We start from the raw sequence: 21,408 nt of genomic DNA, 5'->3' as shown, positions 1-21,408 counted from the left end.
TTGCAGAGGTTTCGGAGCATGCATAAACCCTGCGCCATCATCCCGGTCTACAACCACGAAACCGCGATCACCACCGTGGTCGATGCCCTGCTGGCCAGTCATCTGCCGTGCATTCTGGTAGACGACGCCAGCGATAAAGCCTGCGCCGACGTCCTGGATCAACTGGCCCTGCGCGACGACGTTCACCTGATCCGCCTCACCACCAATCAGGGCAAGGGCGGCGCAGTGATGACCGGCATGCGCGAAGCTTCACGCCTGGGTTTCAGCCATGCCTTGCAGGTGGATGCCGATGGCCAGCACGACCTGCAGGACGTCGCACGCTTTATCGAACTGTCCCGTGCCCATCCCGAGGCCGTGATCTGCGGTTATCCGCAATACGACGAGAGCGTACCGAAGGGTCGTTTGTATGCCCGCTACCTGACTCACGTCATGGTCTGGATCAACACCCTGTCGTTGCAGATTCGCGACTCCATGTGCGGCTTTCGCCTCTATCCGTTGCCGCCGACGCTGGCGCTGATCGATTCGACGAAAATCGGCAAGCGCATGGATTTCGACTCGGACATCCTCGTGCGCCTGGCCTGGCGCAATCTGCCGATGGAGTGGCTGCAAACCAAAGTCCATTACCCACTGGACGGCGTTTCGCACTTCCGAATGTTCCACGACAACGTACTGATTTCGAGCATGCACACCCGGCTGTTCTTCGGCATGTTGCTGCGCTCGCCCCTGATCCTCTGGCGACGGTGGCGCAGATGAACGCGGACAAGCAACACTGGGCCGACCGCGAGGAGCGAGGCAGTTTCTGGCTGATGAAGTTCACCGCGTTCGCCGCCAAAGTGCTCGGCCGACGCCTGTTGAGCCCGTTGCTGTACGGCATCGTGCTGTACTTCTTCCTGTTCGGTCGCAGCGCCCGCCACAGCGCCTGGCAATACCAGCAACGACTGGCGGACTGGAGCGCTCGCCCCGAATTGCGGCCGAACCAATGGCGGGTGTTTGGCCAGTTCATGGCGTTCGCCGATTCCATGCTCGACAAGCTCGATGTGTGGAACGGCAAGCTGAGCATCGAGCAGATCGAAATCATCGACCCGGCATTGCTGCGCAACCAGTTGCGCGGCACTCGCGGGCAGATGCTGGTGGGCGCGCACCTGGGCAACCTCGAAGTGTGCCGCGCCCTGGCGGAAATCGGCGAGAAGGTCACGATGAACGTGCTCGTTCACACCAAGCACGCCGAGCAATTCAACCGCCTGCTGGGCGAAGCGGGCGCGACCAATCTGCGCCTGATTCAGGTCAGCGAGCTGGACCCGGTGATCATGTTGCAACTGCACGAGCGCCTGGAGCGCGGCGAATGGCTGGCCATCGCTGGCGACCGCGTGCCGCTGCACGGAGGGCGCAGCGTAACCGTTGACTTCCTCGGCCACCCGGCGAAATTCCCTCAGGGGCCGTGGCTGCTGGCGGGCCTGCTGAAATGCCCGGTCAACCTGCTGCTGTGCCTGAAGAAACCCGATGGCGACTATCGGCTGACGATTGAGCCGTTCGCCGAGTCGATCACCTGGAAACGCAGCGACCGCGAGCAGGTCATTCATCAGTGGGCCTCCCGCTATGCCGAGCGCCTGAGTCACTATTGCCTCGAAGCACCTCAACAATGGTTCAACTTTTACCCTTTCTGGAAGACCGATGACGACGCCAACGCTTGAGCCGGTAACCTTCGGCGAACTCCCTTTGCGCATCGAAGACGTGCTGGCCCTGGCCAACCGTCAGGTGCCGACGCAGTTGCAAGGCGATCCCGAGTTCCGTCGGCGCATCGCCAAGGGCGCGCAATTCCTTGACTCCCTTTTGGACAAGGAAGGCGTGATCTATGGCGTGACCACCGGTTACGGCGACTCCTGCGTGGTGGCGGTGCCGCTGCATCACGTCGAAGCGCTGCCGCGTCATCTGTACACCTTCCATGGCTGCGGGCTGGGCAAACTGCTCGATGCCCAGGCCACTCGCGCCGTGCTGGCGGCGCGTTTGCAGTCGCTGTGCCACGGCGTATCCGGTGTTCGGGTGGAATTGCTCGAACGCCTGCAAGCGTTCCTCGAACACGACATCCTGCCGCTGATTCCGGAAGAAGGCTCGGTGGGCGCCAGCGGCGATCTGACGCCGTTGTCCTACGTCGCCGCGACCCTGTCCGGCGAGCGCGAAGTGATGTTCCGCGGCGAACGCCGTCAAGCCGCCGATGTGCATCGCGAACTCGGTTGGCAGCCGCTGGTACTGCGGCCCAAGGAAGCCCTGGCCCTGATGAACGGCACCGCCGTCATGACCGGCCTCGCTTGCCTGGCCTACGCCCGTGCCGATTACCTGCTGCAACTGGCCACGCGCATCACCGCGCTGAACGTGGTCGCCCTGCAAGGCAATCCGGAGCATTTCGACGAACGCCTGTTCGCCGCCAAGCCTCACCCGGGGCAGATGCAAGTCGCCGCGTGGTTGCGCAAGGACCTGGCGATCGACGCGCCAACCGCGCCGCTGCATCGCCTGCAGGACCGCTATTCCCTGCGCTGCGCGCCCCACGTCCTCGGCGTGCTGGCCGACAGCCTGAACTGGCTGCGTTCGTTCATCGAGACCGAACTCAACAGCGCCAACGACAACCCGATCATCGATGCCGAGGCCGAGCGCGTGCTGCACGGCGGTCACTTCTACGGCGGCCACATCGCGTTCGCCATGGACAGCCTGAAAAACCTCGTGGCCAACGTCGCCGACCTGCTGGATCGCCAACTCGCGCTGCTGGTGGACGAGCGTTACAACCACGGCCTGCCGAGCAACCTGTCCGGCGCCAGCGCCGACCGCGCGATGCTCAACCACGGCTACAAGGCGGTGCAGATCGGCACCAGCGCCTGGACCGCCGAAGCCTTGAAAAACACCATGCCGGCCAGCGTGTTCTCGCGCTCCACCGAGTGCCACAACCAGGACAAGGTGAGCATGGGCACCATTGCCGCCCGCGATGCCATCCGCGTACTGGAACTGACCGAACAGGTCGCCGCCGCCACGCTGCTGGCCGCCAACCAGGGCGTCTGGCTGCGCGCCCAGGCCGAAGACGCCCGGCCATTGCCACCGGCCCTGGCGGCCATGCACGAAGCACTGGCCAAGGACTTCCCGCCGGTCATCGAAGACCGCGCGCTGGAAGGCGAATTGCGCCTGTGCCTGCAACGTATCGCTGAACAACACTGGAGGCTGCATGCGTAGCAAGGGAGTGCTTCACACCGATACGGAAATCCTCGTGCCGTTCTTCGACGTCGACAGCATGAACGTCGTCTGGCACGGCCACTACGTCAAATACCTGGAAGTCGCCCGCTGCGCCTTGCTCGACAAGATCGGCCACAACTACAGCGCCATGTCTGACTCGGGCTACGCCTGGCCGGTGATCGACCTGCAGCTGCGCTACGTGCGCGGCGCGGTGTTCGGCCAGAAGCTGAACGTGCGGGCCAATCTGGTGGAGTGGGAAAACCGTCTGAAGATCAACTACCTGATCAGTGACCTGGAAACCGGCGAACGCTTGACCCGCGCCGTTTCCGTACAGGTGGCCGTCAACATGCACAACCGCGAAATGCAGCTGGCCTCGCCAAAGGTGTTCACCGACGCCGTCGAGAGGATGCTGGCATGATTGTCTGCCTGCCCCGTTCCCCTGTAGGAGCAAGCCTGTCGAATCGTCGCACCGTCGCGATGGTCGTTAACGATAACGCTGGGCACCTGGCACTCCGCCGCGCCCTCAGGTTTTTCGCGAGCAAGCTCGCGCCTGCAGTGTTCTGCGTGTTGCTGGGCATTCCGGGGCTGGCCAACGCCTTTGACCTGCAACAGCTCAGCGATCAACTGGCCAAACCGGAGGTGATCCATGGCCAGTTCATCCAGGAAAAACACCTGCGCGCACTGCCTCAACCACTGACCAGCAAAGGCACCTTTGTCCTGGCGAAAAACCACGGTCTGTTGTGGCTGCTCAAAACGCCGCTGCAGCAGGATTACCGCATCACCGACCAAGGCATCGCCCGGCGCGACCCCAGCGGCTGGCAGATGTTGCCGGGCAAGAGCGCCGGGGCCGAGCAGAACCGTCTGTTCCTTGCCGTCCTGCAAGGCGATAGCAGCGGGCTGCAACGGGATTTCGAATTGTCACTGAGCGGCGAAGCGCAGGACTGGCGGCTGACGCTGGTGCCGCGTTCGATGCTGCTCAAGCAGGTGTTCACCCAGATCAACATCACGGGCGGTGAACTGGTGCACAGCATCGAGCTGCTGGAAACCCAGGGTGACAGCACCCTGTTGCGCATGCAGGACAGCGTCAGTACCGAACCGTTGAGCGATGCGGAGCAACACGACTTTGCCGAGTGAACGCGCACTTCCTCGGCTGTTCTTGATCCTGCTGCTGGCGGTACTGGCGCTCGCCGGCTGGCAATGGCGTGACGGTGCGCCGCTGTCGGCCAACCTGATGGAACTGGTGCCCGGCACGACGCCGGACGCGCTGGAACTGCGCGCCGAACAACGCATGCAGGAACCGCTGAACCGCGAGATGCTGGTGCTGGTCGGTCACACCGATCGCCAGCAAGCCATCGCCATGGCGCACAAACTGGGCGATCAATGGCAGGCCAGCGGGCTGTTCGAGAAGGTCCAGTGGAACCTGCAAGCCGATTTGCCAGCCTTGCGCACGCAACTGCTGCAAGGCCGACTGGCGATGCTGTCGGCAACAGATCGCCAGCAATTGATCGAACACCCCGACGCCTTTATCCAGCAACGGGTGCAAGCACTGTTCGACCCCTTCACCGGTTTCAGCCTGGTGTCGAGCCAGGATGACTGGCTAGGCCTGACCGGGCGCATCCAGAACAGCCAGCCGCAGCACGGCTCGGTGCAACTGGACATTGGCAGCGGCGCATTGATCGCCGACGCCGACGGCAAGAGCTGGGTGCTGCTGCGCGCGCGGACCACCGGCAACGCCTTCGACATGAAACTGCCGCTGCAAGTGGCCGACCTGCTCCAGCGCAGTCGTAAACAAGCAGCCGAGTCTGACGTGCAACTGTTGGCGGCCAGCGGCTTGCTCTATGCAGCCAATGGTCAACGACAGGCCACCCGTGAGATGACCTGGGTGGGAGGCGGCGCCACCCTGGGGATTCTGTTGCTGCTGTTGCTGGCCTTCCGGCGCTGGCGCGTGTTGCTGGCGTTCGTCCCGGTGCTGGTGGGCATGCTGTTTGGCGCGGTGGCGTGCGTGGCGCTGTTCGGCCACATGCATGTGATGACGCTGGTGCTGGGGTCGAGCCTGATCGGCGTCGCGGTCGACTACCCGCTGCATTACCTGTCCAAGAGCTGGAGCCTGAAACCCTGGCACAGTTGGCCGGCCCTGCGCCTGACCTTGCCCGGTTTGACCCTGAGCCTGATCACCAGCGCCATCGGCTACCTGGCCCTGGCCTGGACGCCATTCCCCGCGCTGACGCAGATTGCCGTGTTCTCCGCCGCCGGGCTGCTGGGTGCCTATTTGTCCGCCGTGTGCCTGCTGCCGGCGCTGCTCAAGGGTGTAGAGCTGCGCCCGGCGCAATGGCCACTGCGGGTTTGCGAGTTTTTGCTGGGGGTGCGTGAAGCGTTGCTCCAGCGCCTGCGCACGCCCGTGCTGTTTGCGCTGTTGATTGCTTTCTGCGTCGGCGGCCTCTTGCACCTCGGGACCCGCAATGACATTCGCCAGTGGGTCGGCGCCCCCCAACAATTGACCGACGAAGCCCAGACCATCGCCCGCATTACCGGTTATCAACCCACCAGCCAGTTCTTCCTGGTGCGCGCGGCCAATCAACAGGAACTGCTGGAACGCCAGACCGCCCTGAGCGAACGCCTGGATCAACTGGTCAACCTGAAAAAACTTCAGGGCTATCTGTCGCTCAATCAACTGGTGAGCCCGCCGAACGAGCAGCTTCACCTGCGCGAAGCGTTGAACGCCTTGCCGAACGTCTGGCAGCCGCTGCTCGACGTCGGTGTGCCGGCCGAGGCGCTGCAAGCGGAGCTGAAAACCTTGCAGGCGCTGCCCGTCGAAGACATCGACGCCGCATTGGCCGGGCCCTTGGCCGAACCCTATCGGACGCTGTGGCTGGGGCCGACCGATGATGGCGTGGCGGCCATGGTCAGCCTGCAAGGCCTGAACAACCCGTCACTGCTGCGCATCCAGGCGCTGGACCTGCCAGGCGTGCAGTTGGTCGACCGGCTTGGCGAACTGAACGACGTTTTCGCCGCCACCCAGATCAGTGCCGCCGAACTGAAGCTCGCCTCCTGCGCGCTGATCGTGCTTGTGCTGATCCTGCCGTTCGGCCTCGGCGGCGCGCTGCGCATTGTTTCCCTGCCGCTGCTGGCTGCGCTGTGCAGCCTCGCCAGCCTCGGCTGGCTGGGGCAGCCGTTGACCCTGTTCAGCCTGTTCGGCTTGCTGCTGGTGACGGCCATCAGCGTCGATTACGCGATCCTGATGCGTGAGCAGGTCGGCGGTGCCGCCGTGAGTCTGCTGGGCACCCTGCTGGCGGCGCTGACCACCTGGCTGTCGTTCGGCCTGCTGGCGGTGTCGAGCACACCGGCGGTGAGCAACTTCGGTCTGTCGGTCAGCCTGGGCCTGATATTCAGCTTCATGCTCGCCCCCTGGGCCGGAAAGCACAGGCACGCGGCACCCGCCGAGGAGCCGGCACAATGATGGTTGCACTGTTCTGGGCGATGGCCCTGGCGTTGTTCGCCGTGGCGACCCGACTGGGCCGGCATCTGGGCTTGATCCCGATTGTCAGCCAGTTGCTGCTGGCGACCGTCGGCCTGCCGCTGCTGATGTATTTCTGGATCGAACCCCATTGGCAACTCAGTGGCGCGGCGCTGGTGTCGCCGATCTGGCTGAAAAACCTCTACAGCCTGAGTTTCGCGCTGCTGCTGGGCTACATCCTCAGCGATGTGATCGACCTGCAGCTGGATCGACAGAGCCTGAAAATCGCCCTGCCGAGTTTCTGCCTGCCGTTTGCCTGCGGCCTGGCCACGGCGTTCTGGCTGTTGCCACCGCAGCCATGGATCAGCTCGCTGGCGGTCGGTCTGTTATTCGCCATTACCGCGATTCCGGTGTTGTACCTGTACCTGCGGCACATCGACTACCCGCCCGCCGCCACCCGGCGCCTGGTACAGACGGCGATCCTCATCGATCTCAGCTGCTGGACCCTGTTCGCCATCGCCCAAGGCACCCTGCATTTGAGCAGCCTGTTGCTGCCCTTGGCCGGCGCCTGTCTGCCGTTGCTGCTGCGCCTGCTCGGCCTGCGCCAGGCATGGCTGTACAGCGGATGCTTTTTCGCGCTGCTGGTGGTGGCCGAACACTACAAGCTCAACGCGCTGATTTTCGGTATCGGTTACCTGCTGCTGATGGCCGTATTGAAGGCGCCGCTGATACTGCCCTTTCCGGTGCGCTGGATGATTTTTCTGCAAACCTACATCGCTATCCCGCTGATCCTCACGTTCGGCATCGTGCAGATCAATGTGCACAGCGCCATGGACAGTCTTGGCTGGGTGCAACTGGTGGCCCTGCTGCTATTGCCGATCGCCAGCAAAATGCTCGGCAACTGGCTTGGCCTCGGCTGGGCCGGCGCTTCGTTCCAGGGCGCCAGCCGCTGGCGGGAAAGCGTGTTGCTGAATATTCGCGGCTTGAGTGAGATCGTGTTTCTCAACCTGCTGTTGCAACAACAGCTCATCAACCCGGCGCTGTACTTTGCGCTGATGCTGATGGGCCTGATCGCCACCTTGCTGCCGGCACTGGCCGGCATGCATCGAATCCCCTTGAAACCCGCCGCCCCGGCAAGGAGCCCCCATGCCAACCGTTGAAATGGAACGTCGCCAGATCGTGGTCATCGGTGCAGGCCCTTCGGGGGCCATCGCCGCCGCGCTGCTCAAACGCCAGGGTCATGACGTGCTGGTGATCGAGCGCCAGCATTTCCCACGGTTTTCCATTGGCGAAAGCCTGTTGGCTCACTGCCTGGATTTCGTCGAAGAGGCGGGCATGCTGGACGCCGTCAATGCCGCGGGATTCCAGGTGAAAACCGGTGCCGCGTTTGCCTGGGGCGAGCGTTACAGCGCTTTTGATTTCGGCGACACCTTTACCCAGGGCAAGCCGACGACCTTCCAGGTCCAGCGCGCCGATTTCGACAAACTGCTGGCCGATCAGGCCGCGCTGCAAGGCGTGGAAATCCGCTACGGCGAAGCCATCGTCAGCGTCGAGGTCGATTTGCCGCACCCGCAGCTTGGCGTGCGTCGCGAGGACGGCAGCGAATACCGCATCGAGGCGGACTTCATGCTCGACGCCAGCGGTTACGGTCGTGTGCTGCCGCGCCTGCTCGACCTCGAAGCGCCGTCGAACTTTCCGGTGCGTCAGGCCGTGTTTACCCATGTCGAAGACCGCATCACCAACCCGACCTTCGACCGCACCAAGATCCTCGTCACCACCCATCCCGACAAACGCGACGTCTGGTTCTGGACCATCCCGTTCAGCAACGGCCGTTGCTCGGTCGGCGTGGTTGCCGCCGCAGAGCATTTCGAGGGCCGCACCGATAACCTGGACGATTGCCTGCGCGGTTTCATTGCCGAGACGCCCAGCCTGTCCGGCGTGCTGAACAATGCGGTGTGGGATACGCCCGCGCGGACCATCGGCGGCTACTCGGCCAACGTCAAGGCCCTGCACGGGCCAGGCTTCGCGCTGCTGGGCAATGCCGCGGAGTTCCTCGACCCGGTGTTTTCGTCCGGCGTGACCATTGCGATGCGTTCGGCGAGCATGGCCGCCGGCGTCCTGCACCGGCAGTTGCAAGGCGAAACCGTCGACTGGGAAAAGGCATTTGCCGAGCCGCTCAAGCGCGGGGTCGATACCTTTCGTTGCTACGTCGAAGGCTGGTACGCCGGGACCTTCCAGGACGTGATTTACCACGAGGGCAGCTCCGGGGAGATCCGCCGCATGATCAGCTCGATCCTGGCCGGCTACGCCTGGGACGAGCGCAACCCGTTCGTCAGCGAAGCCAAGCGCCGCCTGAAAGTGATTTCTCAACTCTGCGCACGGGATGCGACATGAGCTACCTGAGCGACAACTACGTCGAAGAAACCCGTTTCGGCCTCTGGTTCCTGCGCAGCTACACCTGGCAGTACCGCGTGCTGCGCGTGGCGATCGACGATTTGAGCAGCCTGTTCAGCGAGCCGCTGCCGAGCAATCCGGTGCTGCTGGACGCCGGCTGCGGTCAAGGCAAGTCGTTCAAGCACCTGCAACAAACCTTTATGCCCGGACGTCTGATTGGTGTGGATGCCGATCCCCACAGCCTGAACCAGAGCCGTGAAGAAGCGGTCTATCAGGGTATTGCCGTGGAGTTGATCGGCAGCGACTGCGCCACCCTTGCCGTACCGGACGCCAGCGTCGACCTGCTGTTCTGTCACCAGACCTTCCATCATCTGGTGGAGCAGGAAAAGACACTGGCCGAGTTCTACCGTGTGCTCAAGCCAGGCGGCTATCTGCTGTTCGCCGAATCCACCGAGGCATACATTGATACTTGGGTGATTCGTTGGTTGTTCCGGCATCCGATGCACGTGCAAAAAAGTGCCGCGCAGTATCTGGAGATGATCCGACGGCAGGGTTTTGAATTCGGTCCGCAAAATGTGTCTTATCCGTACTTGTGGTGGAGCCGCGCCAAGGATTTAGGTCTGCTGGAACGCTTGGGCTTGCGCCAGCCAAAACCCTTTGGCCAACGGGAAGAAACCCTGGTCAATGTGGTTGCGCGCAAACCGTTGAAAGGTGGAGTTTGATGCTCAACGTTACCTGTAGGAGCTGGCTGGCCAGCGAAAGCGGTGGGTCAGCCACCCGCGATGCCGACTGTAGTGCCGTCATCGCGAGCAAGCTCGCTCCCACAGGGTCCGCAATCGTTCTCGGGTTTTTGCTGTTTGCCGCAGCCCTGTTGCTCAGCGCCTGCGCCAGCCAGCCGCCGCTGCCCGAGCAAACCCCGAACCTGTCGCTGCCGCTGCAATTGCACATCCAGCGCCTGCGGGCCGAACAACGTCAGGACTGGGTGCTGGTGATCCAGCGTGAAGGCCCGGGCATTCGCTGGTCGATGATGGACCTGCTGGGCATCCCGCAGGCACGCCAGAAGCTGGTCGACGGAACCTGGCATGCCGACGGCCTGCTGCCGCCCAACCCCGAAGCCCGGGAACTGTTCGCGGCGCTGCTGTTTGCCCTGACCCCCAGGGACGAGTTGCACGGCAACTATCCCGCGGCCTGGCAACATGGCGCTCAACGCACCCTGCCCGAACGCTGGGACGTTCGTTATTCACAACCGATGAGCTTTGAATTGAACCTGCCCAAAGGCCCGAAATATCAAGTCACGCCCCTGAGCGGGGAGGCACCATGACCGCCTACCTGAACGCCCTCGGCGTGATCTGCGCCCTGGGCCGCGACAAGCAGGAAATCGCGCGCAACCTGTTTGCCGGCGATTGCTCCGGCATGCGCAGCGAGGCCGGTTGGGTGCCGGAACGGTCGTTGCCGGTGGGCGCGGTCGCAGGCGAACTGCCGGCGATTCCACCCGAGTTGATCCGGCAGCGCAGCCGCAACAACCAACTGCTGATGGAAGCCGCCCTGCAAATTCGCCCGGACATCGATCGCGCGATCCAGACCTACGGTCGCGAGCGCATCGGGATCGTGCTGGGCACCAGCACTTCGGGCATAGACGAAGCCAGTGAGAGCCTGGGCTGTTACATCCGCGAGCAGCAATTCCCGGCCGACTATGACTACCAGCAACAGGAACTCGGTGCCCCGGCGAATTTTCTCGCCGACTGGCTGCAAGTGAGCGGGCCGACCTACGTCATTTCAACGGCCTGCACCTCCAGCGCCCGTGCCCTGATGAGTGCCCAGCGCCTGCTGGACCTGGGCGTGTGCGACGTGGTCCTGTGCGGTGGCGTCGACACCCTCTGCAAGCTGACCCTCAACGGTTTCTCGGCACTGGAAGCGGTATCAGGGCAGCGCTGCAACCCGTTTTCGCGCAACCGCAACGGCATCAACATCGGCGAAGCCGCCGCGCTGTTCCTGATGAGCAAGCAGCCTGGCGACAGCCAACCGATTGCCCTGTTGGGCAGCGGCGCCAGCTCGGATGCGCATCACATTTCGGCACCGGAACCGAGCGGACGCGGCGCACAGGAAGCGATGCGCAAAGCCTTGAATCGCGCCGGACTGCAACCGCAACAGATCAGCTACCTGAACCTGCACGGCACCGCTACCCAACATAACGACGCCATGGAAAGCCACGCCGTCGCGGCCGTGTTCCCTGAAGGGGTGCCCTGCTCTTCGACCAAACCCATGACCGGCCACACCCTCGGCGCGGCCGGAGCGCTGGAAGCGGCGTTCTGCTGGTTGAGCCTGAGCACCGGCAATCACGAGCACGCCCTGCCACCCCATGTCTGGGATGGCCAGGCGGACCCTGAACTGCCCGCCCTGAATTGGGTGACCCCGGCCACGCGCCTGTCGTCCATTGGTCCCCGCTACCTGATGAGCAATTCCTTCGCTTTCGGTGGTAACAACGTCAGCCTGATTATCGGAGACGCCCCATGATTGACTGGCCGCTCGCCGAACTGCTGCCCCACGCTGGCGATATGATCTTCATCGAGCAGATCCTGGCGTTCGATGAAGAGCAGATCCACACCCGTCTCACCGTCAGGCCCGATGGTCTGTTCAGCCAACCGGACGGCAGCCTGCCGGCCTGGGTCGGGATTGAACTGATGGCCCAGAGCGTCGCCGCCTTCGCCGGTTGCCATGCGCGCCAGCGCGGCGATGCCGTGGCGCTCGGCTTTCTGCTGGGCAGCCGTAAATTCGAATGCAATGTCGAAAGCTTCCCGGCCGGGACCGAGCTGACCATCCACGGCATTCGCTCGCTCGAAGACGATAACGGCATGGGCGTATTCGAATGCCACATCAATGCACCGGGCATTCACGCCACCGCCCGTCTGAACGTGTATCGCCCGCCCCAGCCGACTCACTATCTTTCCGAGCCCGAAAGCTCGTCACAAGGAACACAGCCATGACTGAATCCGTACTGGTCACCGGTTCCAGCCGTGGCATCGGCCGCGCCATCGCCCTGCGCCTGGCCCAGGCCGGGCACGACATCGTGTTGCATTGCCGCAGCGGCCTGGCAGACGCCGAAGCCGTGAAGGCCGATATCGAAGCCTTGGGGCGCCAGGCCCGTATCCTGCAATTCGATGTGGCCGACCGCGCCCACTGCAAAGCCATCCTTGAAGCCGACGTCGAGGCCCACGGCGCCTATTACGGAGTGGTGCTCAACGCCGGCCTGACGCGTGACGGTGCTTTTCCGGCGCTGAGCGAGGATGATTGGGATGTGGTGATGCGCACCAACCTCGACGGTTTCTACAACGTGCTGCACCCGGTGATGATGCCGATGATCCGTCGTCGCGCCGCCGGGCGAATTGTCTGCATCACCTCGGTGTCCGGGCTGATCGGCAACCGTGGCCAGGTCAACTACAGCGCCTCGAAAGCCGGATTGATCGGCGCGGCGAAGGCGTTGGCGATCGAGTTGGGCAAGCGCAAAATCACCGTCAACTGTGTCGCACCCGGCCTGATCGACACGGCCATGCTCGATGAAAACGTGCCGGTGGAAGAACTGATGAAAATGATTCCTGCTCAACGCATGGGCACCCCTGAAGAGGTGGCCGGCGCGGTGAATTTCCTGATGTCGGCGGAAGCTTCGTACATCACCCGGCAGGTTCTGGCCGTCAACGGAGGCCTGTGTTGATGAAGCGCGTCGTCGTCACCGGCATGGCCGGCATCACATCCCTGGGCAGCGATTGGGAAACCATCGTGGGCCACTTCGCGGCCAACCGCAGCGGCATCCGTCGCATGGACGAATGGGATCGCTTTACCGAACTCAACACCCGTCTGGCCGGCCCCATCGACGACTTCATGGTGCCGAGCCACTGGACGCGCAAACAACTGCGCAGCATGGGCCGGGTGTCGCGGCTTGCCGTGGGTGCGGCGGAGATGGCGCTGGCCGACGCCGGGCTGTTGGGCGATGAATCGATCAAGGACGGACGCATGGGCGTCGCCTGCGGCTCATCGACCGGCAGCACCGACGAGATCAAGGCGTTCGGCAACATGCTGCTCAACTCGGTCGCCGAGGGCCTGAACGCCAACTCCTACGTGCGGATGATGCCGCACACCACGGCCGCCAATATCAGCATTTTCTTCGGCCTCACCGGCCGCCTGATCCCGACGTCCAGCGCCTGCACCAGCGGCAGCCAGGGCATCGGCTATGCCTATGAAGCGATCAAGTTCGGACGCCTGCCATTGATGCTGGCCGGTGGCGCCGAAGAACTGTGTCCGACCGAAGCCATGGTCTTCGACGCGCTCTACGCCACCAGCCTGAAAAACGACGCCCCGCAGACCTCACCACGGCCGTATGACAGCGCCCGCGATGGCCTGGTGATCGGTGAAGGCGGCGGCATGCTGGTGCTCGAAGAGCTGGAGCACGCCCTGGCCCGTGGCGCGCGCATCCATGCCGAGATCGTCGGCTTCGGCAGCAACGCCGACGGCCAGCACACCACCCGTCCGGAGCAAGTCACCATGCGCCGGGCCATGGAACTGGCGCTGGAAGACGCCGGACTCAAGCCGTCGGACATCGGCTACGTGAACGGCCACGGCACCGCCACCGAACAGGGCGACATCGCCGAAACCGTTGCCACCAGCAGCCTGTTCGGCGAGCACATGCCGATCAGCTCGCAAAAAAGCTTCCTCGGCCACACCCTCGGCGCCTGCGGCGCACTGGAATCCTGGTTCAGCATCGAAATGATGAACCGCGACCTGTATGTGCACACGCTGAACCTGGACGAAGTCGACCCGCACTGCGGCAAGCTGGATTACCTGCGCGGCGAGTTTCGACAGATGAGCAACCGGTACGTGATGAACAACAATTTTGCGTTTGGCGGGGTGAATACTTCGTTGATTTTCAAGCGCTGGGCGTAAGCAGCCCCCCCTGTAGGAGCGAGCCTGCTCGCGAAAAACGTCCGGACAACTCGGTCATTCAGGCACCAAGCGTTATCGTTGACGTCCATCGTCGGAACGCCGCCCGGAGCAAGCTCGCTCCTACAATGGTTAAGGTGGATCGAGTTTATCCAGCGCCCGGTTCACCGCCAGCTCGCCCAGCATAATCAATTGCTGGATCCCCACCAGGGTGTCGCTCTGCGACCCCTTCAGGTACCTGGCGAAATCCATGGCCATCACGTTGGCGGATGCCAGGGACACACAGGCGTGTTCCAGCAGGGTGTGGTTGTCGATATCGGGGTCGATGAGGAAGATGCTGCTCGGCCGGCGTGGCGCGTGCGGATCGGTGTCCGGTGAGTGTTCTGAATCGGTCATGATTGAGCGTCCTGTAGCAGATCGGGCCGACACCTCATCGCGACTCTTCAAAAGGGTGGCAGCTGTACGCAGGTTAGTAGACCGGACCACGACGAAGCCGGCGCGCCAAATGGCGCCCTGCGCACAGCTACCGTCAAGGGCAGGTACGGACATACCTGCCTATCAGGAGCGCAAATGCGCTTTGTCGAGGTACGGGCTACTAAACCCGATCACTGACCATCAGTGACGCGGATCAAGTTAACGATGGCCCCCGAAGCGCACAAGCCGGCGGATTCTGGAGTAGTTGCAGGCAACGTCGCAAGGCGCTGTAGCCTATCCTGGGTAGTTCAGAAATGTCCCACGGGCAGCGGCGAAAACTCTGATCTGTAGGAGCGAGCTTGCTCGCGATGGTCCTTAACGATGACACGTGCTTCCTGGATGCACGCGGTGTTCTTTAGTCCATCGCGAGCAAGCTCGCTCCTACAGGGAATATTGTGTTCACACCGTCACGGCTTCAACGGCTCAACCTTCCTCGTCAACAACTCCACAAACGCCCTCGCCATCGGCGATTTCTGATCCTTGCGCTGCACCAGCCACACCGCCGACACCGCCGCCGGGTCGAGCAACGGCCGATAGACCACCCCATCAATGCGCATCCGCTGGTAGGACGCCGGCAACACCGAGACCCCGAGCCCCGCTGCCACCAACCCGATGATGGTCATCGCCTCGCCGGCCTCCTGGGCGAAGTGCGGGCTGAAGCCGGCATCGCGGGCCAGGCTGAGGAGTTGTGCGTACAGACCACTGCCGTAGCTGCGAGGGAAAAATACAAAAGGCTCGAGGGCCAGGGCCGACAGGAACAAGCCTTCTTCACTGTCTTTGACCAACGGGTGCTTGGCGCTGAGCACCGCCACCAGCGGTTCGCGCATCAGCTCTACCACACTCAGGCAATCCGGCAGGCCCAATGGCCGCATGATGCCGACCTCGATCGATTCGTCCACCAGCGCATCGGCCACTTGGGTGCTGCTCATTTCCCGCAGGTTCAGGTGCACTGCCGGGAAACGCTGGCGAAACGAGAAAATCGCCTGGGGAATGGTCGAGTTGAACGGTGCCGACGAGGTGAAACCGATCTTCAATTCACCCAACTCACCGAGCTGGGCCCGTCGGGCGACATCCGCCGCTTTGTCGACCTGGGCCAGCACCAGCCGCGCCTCTTCGAGAAACAGCCGACCGGCCTCGCTCAGCTCGACCCGACGATTGGTACGTTCGAACAATCGCGCCCCGACCTCCTGCTCCAGTGCCTGAATCTGCTGGCTCAGCGGTGGTTGCGAGATGCCCAGCACCTGTGCGGCGCGGCCGAAGTGCAGTTCTTCGGCGACGGCGATGAAGTAGCGCAGATGACGCAATTCCATGAAATTCCCATTAGGTCGTAGAAGCTATCAAACAGGTCGAACAATATATTGGATTGAATCATTAGCCAGCTATATGCTTTTTTCATTGCCTGACCGGCTGCGCCCCTCCGAGGTCCAACGTGAAAACTGCTGTCGCCCCACTTGCCCATGAAGTTCCACCTGCCGTACAGGACGATGTCGTCGCTGAACTCAAGGAGATCTACATCGAAAAAGGCACGCCGGCGTTCATGCGCACGGTGCTGGCGCTGTTCTGCGGCGGCTTCGCGACCTTTGCCCTGCTGTACTGCGTGCAGCCGATGATGCCGCTGTTGTCCCACGAATATTCGATCAACGCCGCACAGAGCAGCCTGATCCTGTCAGTGGCCACCGGCATGCTCGCCATCGGCCTGCTGATCACCGGTCCGATCTCCGATCGTGTGGGGCGCAAACCGGTGATGGTCGCGGCATTGTTCGCCGCCGCTCTGTGCACCATCGCCAGTTCGATGATGCCCAGCTGGCATGGTGTGCTGCTGATGCGTGCGCTGATCGGCTTGTCGCTGAGCGGTCTGGCGGCGGTGGCCATGACCTACCTGAGCGAAGAAATTCACCCGCAACACATCGGCCTTGCGATGGGCCTGTACATCGGCGGCAACGCCATCGGCGGGATGAGCGGGCGACTGATTACCGGGGTGTTGATCGACTTCGTCAGTTGGCACACGGCCATGCTGGTGATCGGTGGCCTGGCGCTGATCGCAGCGGCGGTGTTCTGGAAAATCCTCCCGGAATCACGCAACTTCCGCGCCCGCTCGTTGCACCCGCGCAGCCTGCTTGACGGCTTCACCATGCACTTTCGCGACGCCGGCCTGCCGCTGCTGTTTCTCGAAGCCTTCGTGCTGATGGGCGCGTTCGTCACGCTGTTCAACTACATCGGCTATCGCCTGCTGGCCGAGCCGTACCACATGGAGCAGGCCTTCGTCGGGCTGCTGTCGGTGGTGTACCTGTCGGGTATCTACAGTTCGGCGAAAATCGGCTCGCTGGCCGACAAACTCGGCCGCCGCAAAGTGCTCTGGAGCACCATCGTGCTGATGCTCGCCGGCCTTGCCCTGACGATGTTCACAGCGCTGCCACTGGTGATCTTCGGCATGCTGGTGTTCACCTTCGGCTTCTTCGGCGCCCACTCCGTAGCGAGCAGCTGGATCGGCCGCCGCGCCACCCTGGCCAAGGGCCAGGCATCGTCGCTGTACCTGTTCAGCTACTACGCCGGGTCGAGCATTGCCGGCACGGCGGGCGGGGTGTTCTGGCACCTGGGCGGCTGGAACGGCATCGGTTTGTTCATCGGCGGTTTGTTGGTGGTAGCGCTGCTGGTGGCGCTGAAACTGGCGAAGTTGCCGCCGTTGCCGGGCACAGGCGCGACTATCTGAGCACCAGCCGCGCCTCCAGCACCGCGTCACGCTTTTCCAGGGTCAGCGATTGCAGCGCAATACCGTCACGTTCGATGCGGTCCAGCCATGGCAGCAATGTCATGGCGTCGCCGCTGACGGTCAGGCGCAGCAGGTCGTTGTCGCTGTTCATCTGCTGCAACTCAAGCCCCGCCGTGGCCGCGCTTTCGCTGATGCGCAACGACAGGGGCTGATCGACCGGGCCGGGTACATGGCTGCGCGGTTGCGCCTGTTGCAGTCGGGCCGCCAGCGTCAGTTGCTGTTGATACTGACGCTCGGCCGTTATCAGTCGTTGTTGCGTCGGCTGCCAGACCAGACTGAACACCGCGACGCCCAGGACAAACACACCCAGCCCCCCCAGCAGTCGCTGCTCTCGAATGGATAGACGCTGCCAGCGCTGTAACGTCGCCGCTTTGAACTCGCTGGGTTTCATGCCTCTTGCTCCACCGTCAGGGTCGCCTGCACCCGGTTTTGGTCTTTGCTCGCGTTGTCGATCCGTATGGGCGTTCCTTGTTGCCGCCCCCGCTCGCGCAACAACTCCAGTTCGGCAAAGCTGTTGGCGGTCAGCTGGATTTTCCAGCCGTCGCCCTGGCGAAAATCGATGCGCTGGACGTCGACCGGACTGGCGCCAATGACGTGTTCGACCAGTTTGACCAGGCCGGCGATACGGCTGACCTGTGGCGCCGTACCCTGGTTTTGCAGGGCGCCGAGTTGGGCCGCCAGGTCGACGACGCGTGTCTGCTGCGGATAAAGCGCCTTGAACTGCTGTTCGTTACGACTGTAGAGCTCACGGCCCTGGCTTTCGAGAAAGTGGATTCGCGCTTCACTGGCCCCCCAGTTCAGCGCCAACAACAGTGCCATGGCCAACCCGCCGAGACGCCAGGGCAGACGTTTGCGCTGCCGGGCAAAATCACCGTGCAGCAGATTGATGGCCTGTGGCGACGCCAGGGTCAGCCATTGATCCACATCAACCGTCTCCAGCCGCTCGTCATGCCACTCAATATCGATGGGCAACCCCGGTTTAAGCAGTGTCAGCCCATCCTCCGTCAACGTCAGACGAGCGGGCAAACCGCCACCGAGCATCCAGCGGCCGAACCACCAGACGCCGAGCGCCTGGTCTTGGGGCAACCGGTCGGCATCGACGAAGACTGAACGCACTTCAATGCCCGCCTCCTTCAACCGCTGAAGCGCGGCGGCGAAGCGTTCGCGGTCGATCACCATCACCGGATAACGCCCTTGCGGGTCGCGAGCGCCGACGCTCAGGTGCAGTTTTTCCAGCGTTTCCCCCAGTTGCTCCTCAACGGCGAAGGCGATGGCTTGTGCGGCGGGTCGACGCCTGGCGGGCCAGGGCTCGCTGCGCACCCAACTGCAGAGTTCCATGGGCAACAACAGGTCGACGGCTTGCCCCTGGAGCGCCTGCGCGGCCTGGTTCAACGGCTGGAGTTGGCGTTGGCCGGTCGACGACCAGACACAACAGGGCCAGTCGAGCGACGGCGCGGCCAGGCCTTCGGCCGTCAGGTAGAGCCAGGTTTTCATGGGCTTATCTCGTGGGTGTTCGACGGCAGCACACGCCGTTGCAGGATCTTCAGTTGGCGTGTTTTGGGATCGCGTTCGACATCGGTGGCCAGGCGCAAACGGCTTTGCCCTTGGGTTACCTGGACCGTGATCCGGTACCAGCGGCTATCGATGCCCAGGCCGTGGCTGCTCAAGCCCAAACCTTCAAGCATCGGGTCTTGGGTGAAGGCCTGAACGCTCGGCCAAGGCGTTGTCGAGCGCTGACGCAGCAATGCGGTTACCGTTGCCGCGTCGAGGCCATCGATTGAGCGCAAGACTATTTCCGGGGCCGTATTGATATTCAGCGCGGCTTCTTTGGGCAAGGTGGCGATCCAAGGTTCCAGCCGACGCAACCGTTCACCGTCGATACCCGGCAGCTGGCGCAGTTGACTCACTTCTCGCAACGCGCCCACTTGCTCCAATGGCAATGCAGGCAATTCGAGCATCTCCAGCAAGCGATGCCAGCGATTGAGCGTGACCTGATCAATCTGGCCCTGAATCAACAGGGCATTGACGTTGAATCGCCCGGCCAGGTCCTCGACCGCCACCCGTACGTGGGTGTCTTCAATCTCGTAACCACGGACCGTTGCCCAATCCTGAGTCAGGTCGACCGTGGTCCCTGAGGTTTGCCCGGCGTCCTGTAACCGCAGCAACGTCCAGGTTTCGTTGGCCAGGGCGAGTTGCTTCAAGTGCATCTGCTGCAGCTGCTGAGCGCTGCTTTGCAGCAACAGCCGATGACTGCGCAGCACCCCGCCGATGATCAACAGGGCCAGACTCATGACCAGCAAGACACTGATCAAGGCCACACCACGCTGCTTCGCCCTCATGGCCAGGCCCCCGGCAGCAACAGCACCCGGCGGATCGACTCGAAGCGCCCTGTCGACAGTTGCAGTTCCAGCGCCAGCGGCGCATCAACCGCCTGGCCGGTCGGCCAATCGCTGCGCCAACCGGCCTGGCGATCAAACAGGCGCCAGCTCAAGTGCCGGACATCATCGAGCAGTTTTTGCCGTTGCACGATCGGCGTGCCCTCGCCTTGGCTGTCGCGCCATAGCGCTGTGTTTTCGAGGCGATAGGTCAGCGCTTGTCGTTCGCTGCGCGCTTGATCCAGCGGGTTGCGCCAATTGCCGCGCTGCACTTGCAGCTGCGTTTGCTCAAGCCTGATCGGGTGTTCGGTGATGTGCAGCAGATCGCGCTCAATCACTGCAATGGCGCGTTGCAGGCTCCTGAATTCAGCTTCATGGGCCATGGTGCTGCGCTGAACGCGCACTACCCCATCGAACAGCGTCCAGCTGGCCAGCCCCAACAGGGCGAAGATCGCCAAGGCGATCACCAACTCCAGCAAGGTGAACCCGGCCTGCTTATTCATGGCGATTGGGTATCCAGCCACTGGCGCGGTGCAGCACTTGCTCGCGACCGGCAAGGCTGACCTCGATATCGACTTCGAGCAGACGCGGGTCGCTGCCAGCGCGAGCGCGCTGACGGACGACCCAGTCACGACCATCCATGCGCACAAGCCGTTGCAACGGCCCAATGGCCGGCGTCGATTGCAGGCGCCATTCGGCCAAAGCGTTGTCCGCCACCCAGGCCGCCAACAGGCGCTCTTCGACCACCGCAGCCTGCTTCACGACGTACTGGCCAGCCGACAGAACGGCCGTTGCCAGGGTGGCGAATATCGCCAGGGCCACCATGATTTCCAGCAGGGTGAATCCGTCCATGCGGGGCATGATCGACGGCCTAGCCATCGATCACCACCTCACTGATTCCGTCGCTGGACAGGCTCAACCAGGCCCTGCCCCTGGTCTCGAACGTCAGGGTGAAGGTGCTGGTTTCATCGCTGCTGAGCATCAGCAATTGCGGGGGACCTTCGTCGGCGCCGAGGCTCACGGAATAACCGTCGTGTTTCAGGCGCAGGCGCAGATTGTCGGGCCATCGATAAAAAGCCGACACCGGCTCCCAGCCGCGCACGCCGAGCCGCATCGCCCGATAGCCATCGGCACTCAGGCGCACACCGTGTTCCTGGCTTTCGAGCACCGCCTGCTGGCGTAGCTGTCGAATCATGCCCGCGAGCGCGTCCGCTTCCTGCCTGGCCTGGCGCGCCGGGTTCATGCCGGTAGCGAAACTCACCATGCCCACCAGCACGCCGATCAATACGATCACGATCATCAATTCCAGCAAGGTAAACCCCCGGCAGCGACGTGGCATGGTTCACTCACCCCAGTTGCCGATGTCAGCCGCATGCCCTTCGCCACCGACCACGCCGTCGGAACCCAGGGAGTACAGGTCATAGCCGCCATTGGCCGATTTCACACCGGGGTTGAGGTACTGATAGGGCGTGCTCCACGGATCGACGGGCAGATTTTTCAGGTAGCCCTGAGGGTTCCAGTTCCGCGCCGCCGGCTGCCCGGACGGACGCTTGACCAAGGCTTCCAGCCCCTGTTGGGTCGAGGGGTAGTGGAAATTGTCGAGGCGATACATTTCCAGGGCGGTGGCAATGGCCTGGATATCGACTTTGGCGGCGGTGACTTTGGCTTGATCGGGGCGGCTCATGAACTGCGGCACCACGATGGCCCCGAGAATGCCGATGATGACCACCACCACCATGATTTCGATCAGGGTAAAACCGCGCTGGAAGGTTCTGCGATGTAGGGCGTTCAAG

Annotated in this window: 24 protein-coding genes; 15 read left to right on the top strand and 9 right to left on the bottom strand. The window is 63.0% G+C overall.

Annotated features, from left to right (window positions below):
- Positions 1-18 precede the first annotated feature (18 nt).
- From F7R06_RS11580 to F7R06_RS11515, 14 genes are read left to right on the top strand one after another with little or no spacing between them, the layout of a single operon-like run.
- A complete protein-coding gene (locus F7R06_RS11580; protein ID WP_090328308.1) occupies positions 19-753 on the top strand; it encodes a glycosyltransferase family 2 protein in 735 nt (244 codons plus the stop codon).
- On the top strand, positions 750-1,691 hold the full coding sequence (locus tag F7R06_RS11575) for a lysophospholipid acyltransferase family protein (RefSeq protein ID WP_090328306.1): 942 nt from the start codon (positions 750-752) through the stop codon (positions 1,689-1,691). Before F7R06_RS11580 ends, F7R06_RS11575 begins: the two co-directional genes overlap by 4 nt.
- Positions 1,672-3,216 carry an HAL/PAL/TAL family ammonia-lyase gene (locus tag F7R06_RS11570; protein ID WP_090328304.1) on the top strand — a complete coding sequence of 515 codons (1,545 nt, stop codon included), beginning with the start codon at positions 1,672-1,674 and terminating at the stop codon, positions 3,214-3,216. Before F7R06_RS11575 ends, F7R06_RS11570 begins: the two co-directional genes overlap by 20 nt.
- Positions 3,209-3,634, top strand: a complete 426-nt coding sequence (locus tag F7R06_RS11565) for an acyl-CoA thioesterase (protein ID WP_090328303.1) — start codon at positions 3,209-3,211, stop codon at positions 3,632-3,634. The genes F7R06_RS11570 and F7R06_RS11565 overlap by 8 nt, the downstream gene beginning before the upstream one ends.
- Positions 3,631-4,350, top strand: a complete 720-nt coding sequence (locus F7R06_RS11560) for an outer membrane lipoprotein carrier protein LolA (protein ID WP_090328301.1) — start codon at positions 3,631-3,633, stop codon at positions 4,348-4,350. Before F7R06_RS11565 ends, F7R06_RS11560 begins: the two co-directional genes overlap by 4 nt.
- Positions 4,322-6,673: an MMPL family transporter gene (locus F7R06_RS11555; RefSeq protein ID WP_090328300.1), complete on the top strand. Its 2,352-nt coding sequence runs from the start codon at positions 4,322-4,324 to the stop codon at positions 6,671-6,673. The genes F7R06_RS11560 and F7R06_RS11555 overlap by 29 nt, the downstream gene beginning before the upstream one ends.
- The gene (locus tag F7R06_RS11550; RefSeq protein ID WP_090328298.1) at positions 6,670-7,830 is read left to right on the top strand and encodes a cation:proton antiporter; all 1,161 of its coding nucleotides are present in this window, start codon (positions 6,670-6,672) and stop codon (positions 7,828-7,830) included. The genes F7R06_RS11555 and F7R06_RS11550 overlap by 4 nt, the downstream gene beginning before the upstream one ends.
- The gene (locus F7R06_RS11545) at positions 7,817-9,064 is read left to right on the top strand and encodes an NAD(P)/FAD-dependent oxidoreductase (RefSeq protein WP_090328297.1); all 1,248 of its coding nucleotides are present in this window, start codon (positions 7,817-7,819) and stop codon (positions 9,062-9,064) included. The genes F7R06_RS11550 and F7R06_RS11545 overlap by 14 nt, the downstream gene beginning before the upstream one ends.
- Positions 9,061-9,786 (top strand): class I SAM-dependent methyltransferase, encoded by a 726-nt coding sequence (locus F7R06_RS11540; RefSeq protein WP_090328295.1) that lies wholly within the window; start codon positions 9,061-9,063, stop codon positions 9,784-9,786. Before F7R06_RS11545 ends, F7R06_RS11540 begins: the two co-directional genes overlap by 4 nt.
- Positions 9,786-10,385: a hypothetical protein gene (locus F7R06_RS11535; RefSeq protein WP_090328293.1), complete on the top strand. Its 600-nt coding sequence runs from the start codon at positions 9,786-9,788 to the stop codon at positions 10,383-10,385. Before F7R06_RS11540 ends, F7R06_RS11535 begins: the two co-directional genes overlap by 1 nt.
- Positions 10,382-11,578, top strand: coding sequence for a beta-ketoacyl-[acyl-carrier-protein] synthase family protein (locus F7R06_RS11530; RefSeq protein ID WP_090328292.1), 1,197 nt, complete (start codon positions 10,382-10,384; stop codon positions 11,576-11,578). Before F7R06_RS11535 ends, F7R06_RS11530 begins: the two co-directional genes overlap by 4 nt.
- A complete protein-coding gene (locus F7R06_RS11525; RefSeq protein ID WP_090328290.1) occupies positions 11,575-12,048 on the top strand; it encodes a hotdog family protein in 474 nt (157 codons plus the stop codon). The genes F7R06_RS11530 and F7R06_RS11525 overlap by 4 nt, the downstream gene beginning before the upstream one ends.
- Positions 12,045-12,773 carry a 3-oxoacyl-ACP reductase FabG gene (gene fabG, locus F7R06_RS11520; protein ID WP_090328288.1) on the top strand — a complete coding sequence of 243 codons (729 nt, stop codon included), beginning with the start codon at positions 12,045-12,047 and terminating at the stop codon, positions 12,771-12,773. Before F7R06_RS11525 ends, fabG begins: the two co-directional genes overlap by 4 nt.
- Positions 12,773-13,999 carry a beta-ketoacyl-ACP synthase gene (locus F7R06_RS11515; RefSeq protein WP_090328287.1) on the top strand — a complete coding sequence of 409 codons (1,227 nt, stop codon included), beginning with the start codon at positions 12,773-12,775 and terminating at the stop codon, positions 13,997-13,999. The genes fabG and F7R06_RS11515 overlap by 1 nt, the downstream gene beginning before the upstream one ends.
- A gap of 129 nt (positions 14,000-14,128) precedes the next feature.
- Here F7R06_RS11515 and F7R06_RS11510 read toward each other — a convergent pair whose 3' ends face one another.
- Positions 14,129-14,392, bottom strand: coding sequence for a DUF6124 family protein (locus tag F7R06_RS11510; RefSeq protein ID WP_090328286.1), 264 nt, complete (start codon positions 14,390-14,392; stop codon positions 14,129-14,131).
- 485 nt (positions 14,393-14,877) lie between these two features.
- A complete protein-coding gene (locus F7R06_RS11505; RefSeq protein ID WP_090328284.1) occupies positions 14,878-15,780 on the bottom strand; it encodes a LysR family transcriptional regulator in 903 nt (300 codons plus the stop codon).
- A gap of 119 nt (positions 15,781-15,899) precedes the next feature.
- On the opposite strand from F7R06_RS11505, the gene F7R06_RS11500 reads away from it, so the two are divergent.
- The gene (locus F7R06_RS11500) at positions 15,900-17,180 is read left to right on the top strand and encodes an MFS transporter (RefSeq protein ID WP_090328282.1); all 1,281 of its coding nucleotides are present in this window, start codon (positions 15,900-15,902) and stop codon (positions 17,178-17,180) included.
- Here the strand turns inward: F7R06_RS11500 and gspM are convergent.
- From gspM to gspG, 7 genes are read right to left on the bottom strand one after another with little or no spacing between them, the layout of a single operon-like run.
- Entirely contained in the window at positions 17,173-17,631 is a 459-nt protein-coding gene (gene gspM / locus F7R06_RS11495) for a type II secretion system protein GspM (protein WP_090328281.1), read from the bottom strand. The genes F7R06_RS11500 and gspM overlap by 8 nt on opposite strands.
- The gene (gene gspL, locus F7R06_RS11490; RefSeq protein WP_090328279.1) at positions 17,628-18,734 is read right to left on the bottom strand and encodes a type II secretion system protein GspL; all 1,107 of its coding nucleotides are present in this window, start codon (positions 18,732-18,734) and stop codon (positions 17,628-17,630) included. Before gspL ends, gspM begins: the two co-directional genes overlap by 4 nt.
- Complete coding sequence (locus F7R06_RS11485; RefSeq protein ID WP_090328277.1) at positions 18,731-19,579, bottom strand: type II secretion system minor pseudopilin; 849 nt, start codon at positions 19,577-19,579, stop codon at positions 18,731-18,733. Before F7R06_RS11485 ends, gspL begins: the two co-directional genes overlap by 4 nt.
- The gene (gene gspJ / locus F7R06_RS11480; protein ID WP_090328276.1) at positions 19,576-20,118 is read right to left on the bottom strand and encodes a type II secretion system minor pseudopilin GspJ; all 543 of its coding nucleotides are present in this window, start codon (positions 20,116-20,118) and stop codon (positions 19,576-19,578) included. Before gspJ ends, F7R06_RS11485 begins: the two co-directional genes overlap by 4 nt.
- Complete coding sequence (gspI, locus tag F7R06_RS11475; RefSeq protein ID WP_090328273.1) at positions 20,111-20,494, bottom strand: type II secretion system minor pseudopilin GspI; 384 nt, start codon at positions 20,492-20,494, stop codon at positions 20,111-20,113. The genes gspJ and gspI overlap by 8 nt, the downstream gene beginning before the upstream one ends.
- Positions 20,487-20,954, bottom strand: a complete 468-nt coding sequence (gene gspH, locus F7R06_RS11470) for a type II secretion system minor pseudopilin GspH (RefSeq protein WP_090328270.1) — start codon at positions 20,952-20,954, stop codon at positions 20,487-20,489. Before gspH ends, gspI begins: the two co-directional genes overlap by 8 nt.
- A gap of 3 nt (positions 20,955-20,957) precedes the next feature.
- Entirely contained in the window at positions 20,958-21,407 is a 450-nt protein-coding gene (gspG, locus tag F7R06_RS11465) for a type II secretion system major pseudopilin GspG (RefSeq protein ID WP_090328268.1), read from the bottom strand.
- Between the last annotated feature and the right edge of the window lies 1 nt (position 21,408).

This window comes from Pseudomonas moorei, assembly GCF_008801475.1.
GTDB lineage: Bacteria > Pseudomonadota > Gammaproteobacteria > Pseudomonadales > Pseudomonadaceae > Aquipseudomonas > Aquipseudomonas moorei.
Note: the sequence above shows the minus strand (reverse complement) of the source record. Positions and strands in the feature narration are given on the sequence as shown.

What these genes read in the sequence shown, in the direction of transcription:
- F7R06_RS11565 (WP_090328303.1), top strand. Translation starts at nt 3,209, where the DNA reads ATGCGTAGCAAGGGAGTGCTTCACACCGATACGGAAATCCTCGTGCCG.
- F7R06_RS11510 (WP_090328286.1), bottom strand. Translation starts at nt 14,392, where the DNA reads ATGACCGATTCAGAACACTCACCGGACACCGATCCGCACGCGCCACGC.
- F7R06_RS11555 (WP_090328300.1), top strand. Translation starts at nt 4,322, where the DNA reads ATGCGGAGCAACACGACTTTGCCGAGTGAACGCGCACTTCCTCGGCTG.
- F7R06_RS11570 (WP_090328304.1), top strand. Translation starts at nt 1,672, where the DNA reads ATGACGACGCCAACGCTTGAGCCGGTAACCTTCGGCGAACTCCCTTTG.
- F7R06_RS11575 (WP_090328306.1), top strand. Translation starts at nt 750, where the DNA reads ATGAACGCGGACAAGCAACACTGGGCCGACCGCGAGGAGCGAGGCAGT.
- gspI (WP_090328273.1), bottom strand. Translation starts at nt 20,494, where the DNA reads ATGGCTAGGCCGTCGATCATGCCCCGCATGGACGGATTCACCCTGCTG.
- F7R06_RS11540 (WP_090328295.1), top strand. Translation starts at nt 9,061, where the DNA reads ATGAGCTACCTGAGCGACAACTACGTCGAAGAAACCCGTTTCGGCCTC.
- F7R06_RS11580 (WP_090328308.1), top strand. Translation starts at nt 19, where the DNA reads ATGCATAAACCCTGCGCCATCATCCCGGTCTACAACCACGAAACCGCG.
- F7R06_RS11515 (WP_090328287.1), top strand. Translation starts at nt 12,773, where the DNA reads ATGAAGCGCGTCGTCGTCACCGGCATGGCCGGCATCACATCCCTGGGC.
- F7R06_RS11530 (WP_090328292.1), top strand. Translation starts at nt 10,382, where the DNA reads ATGACCGCCTACCTGAACGCCCTCGGCGTGATCTGCGCCCTGGGCCGC.
- gspM (WP_090328281.1), bottom strand. Translation starts at nt 17,631, where the DNA reads ATGAAACCCAGCGAGTTCAAAGCGGCGACGTTACAGCGCTGGCAGCGT.
- F7R06_RS11535 (WP_090328293.1), top strand. Translation starts at nt 9,786, where the DNA reads ATGCTCAACGTTACCTGTAGGAGCTGGCTGGCCAGCGAAAGCGGTGGG.
- F7R06_RS11560 (WP_090328301.1), top strand. Translation starts at nt 3,631, where the DNA reads ATGATTGTCTGCCTGCCCCGTTCCCCTGTAGGAGCAAGCCTGTCGAAT.
- fabG (WP_090328288.1), top strand. Translation starts at nt 12,045, where the DNA reads ATGACTGAATCCGTACTGGTCACCGGTTCCAGCCGTGGCATCGGCCGC.
- gspJ (WP_090328276.1), bottom strand. Translation starts at nt 20,118, where the DNA reads ATGAATAAGCAGGCCGGGTTCACCTTGCTGGAGTTGGTGATCGCCTTG.
- gspH (WP_090328270.1), bottom strand. Translation starts at nt 20,954, where the DNA reads ATGCCACGTCGCTGCCGGGGGTTTACCTTGCTGGAATTGATGATCGTG.
- F7R06_RS11550 (WP_090328298.1), top strand. Translation starts at nt 6,670, where the DNA reads ATGATGGTTGCACTGTTCTGGGCGATGGCCCTGGCGTTGTTCGCCGTG.
- F7R06_RS11545 (WP_090328297.1), top strand. Translation starts at nt 7,817, where the DNA reads ATGCCAACCGTTGAAATGGAACGTCGCCAGATCGTGGTCATCGGTGCA.
- F7R06_RS11505 (WP_090328284.1), bottom strand. Translation starts at nt 15,780, where the DNA reads ATGGAATTGCGTCATCTGCGCTACTTCATCGCCGTCGCCGAAGAACTG.
- gspL (WP_090328279.1), bottom strand. Translation starts at nt 18,734, where the DNA reads ATGAAAACCTGGCTCTACCTGACGGCCGAAGGCCTGGCCGCGCCGTCG.
- F7R06_RS11525 (WP_090328290.1), top strand. Translation starts at nt 11,575, where the DNA reads ATGATTGACTGGCCGCTCGCCGAACTGCTGCCCCACGCTGGCGATATG.
- F7R06_RS11485 (WP_090328277.1), bottom strand. Translation starts at nt 19,579, where the DNA reads ATGAGGGCGAAGCAGCGTGGTGTGGCCTTGATCAGTGTCTTGCTGGTC.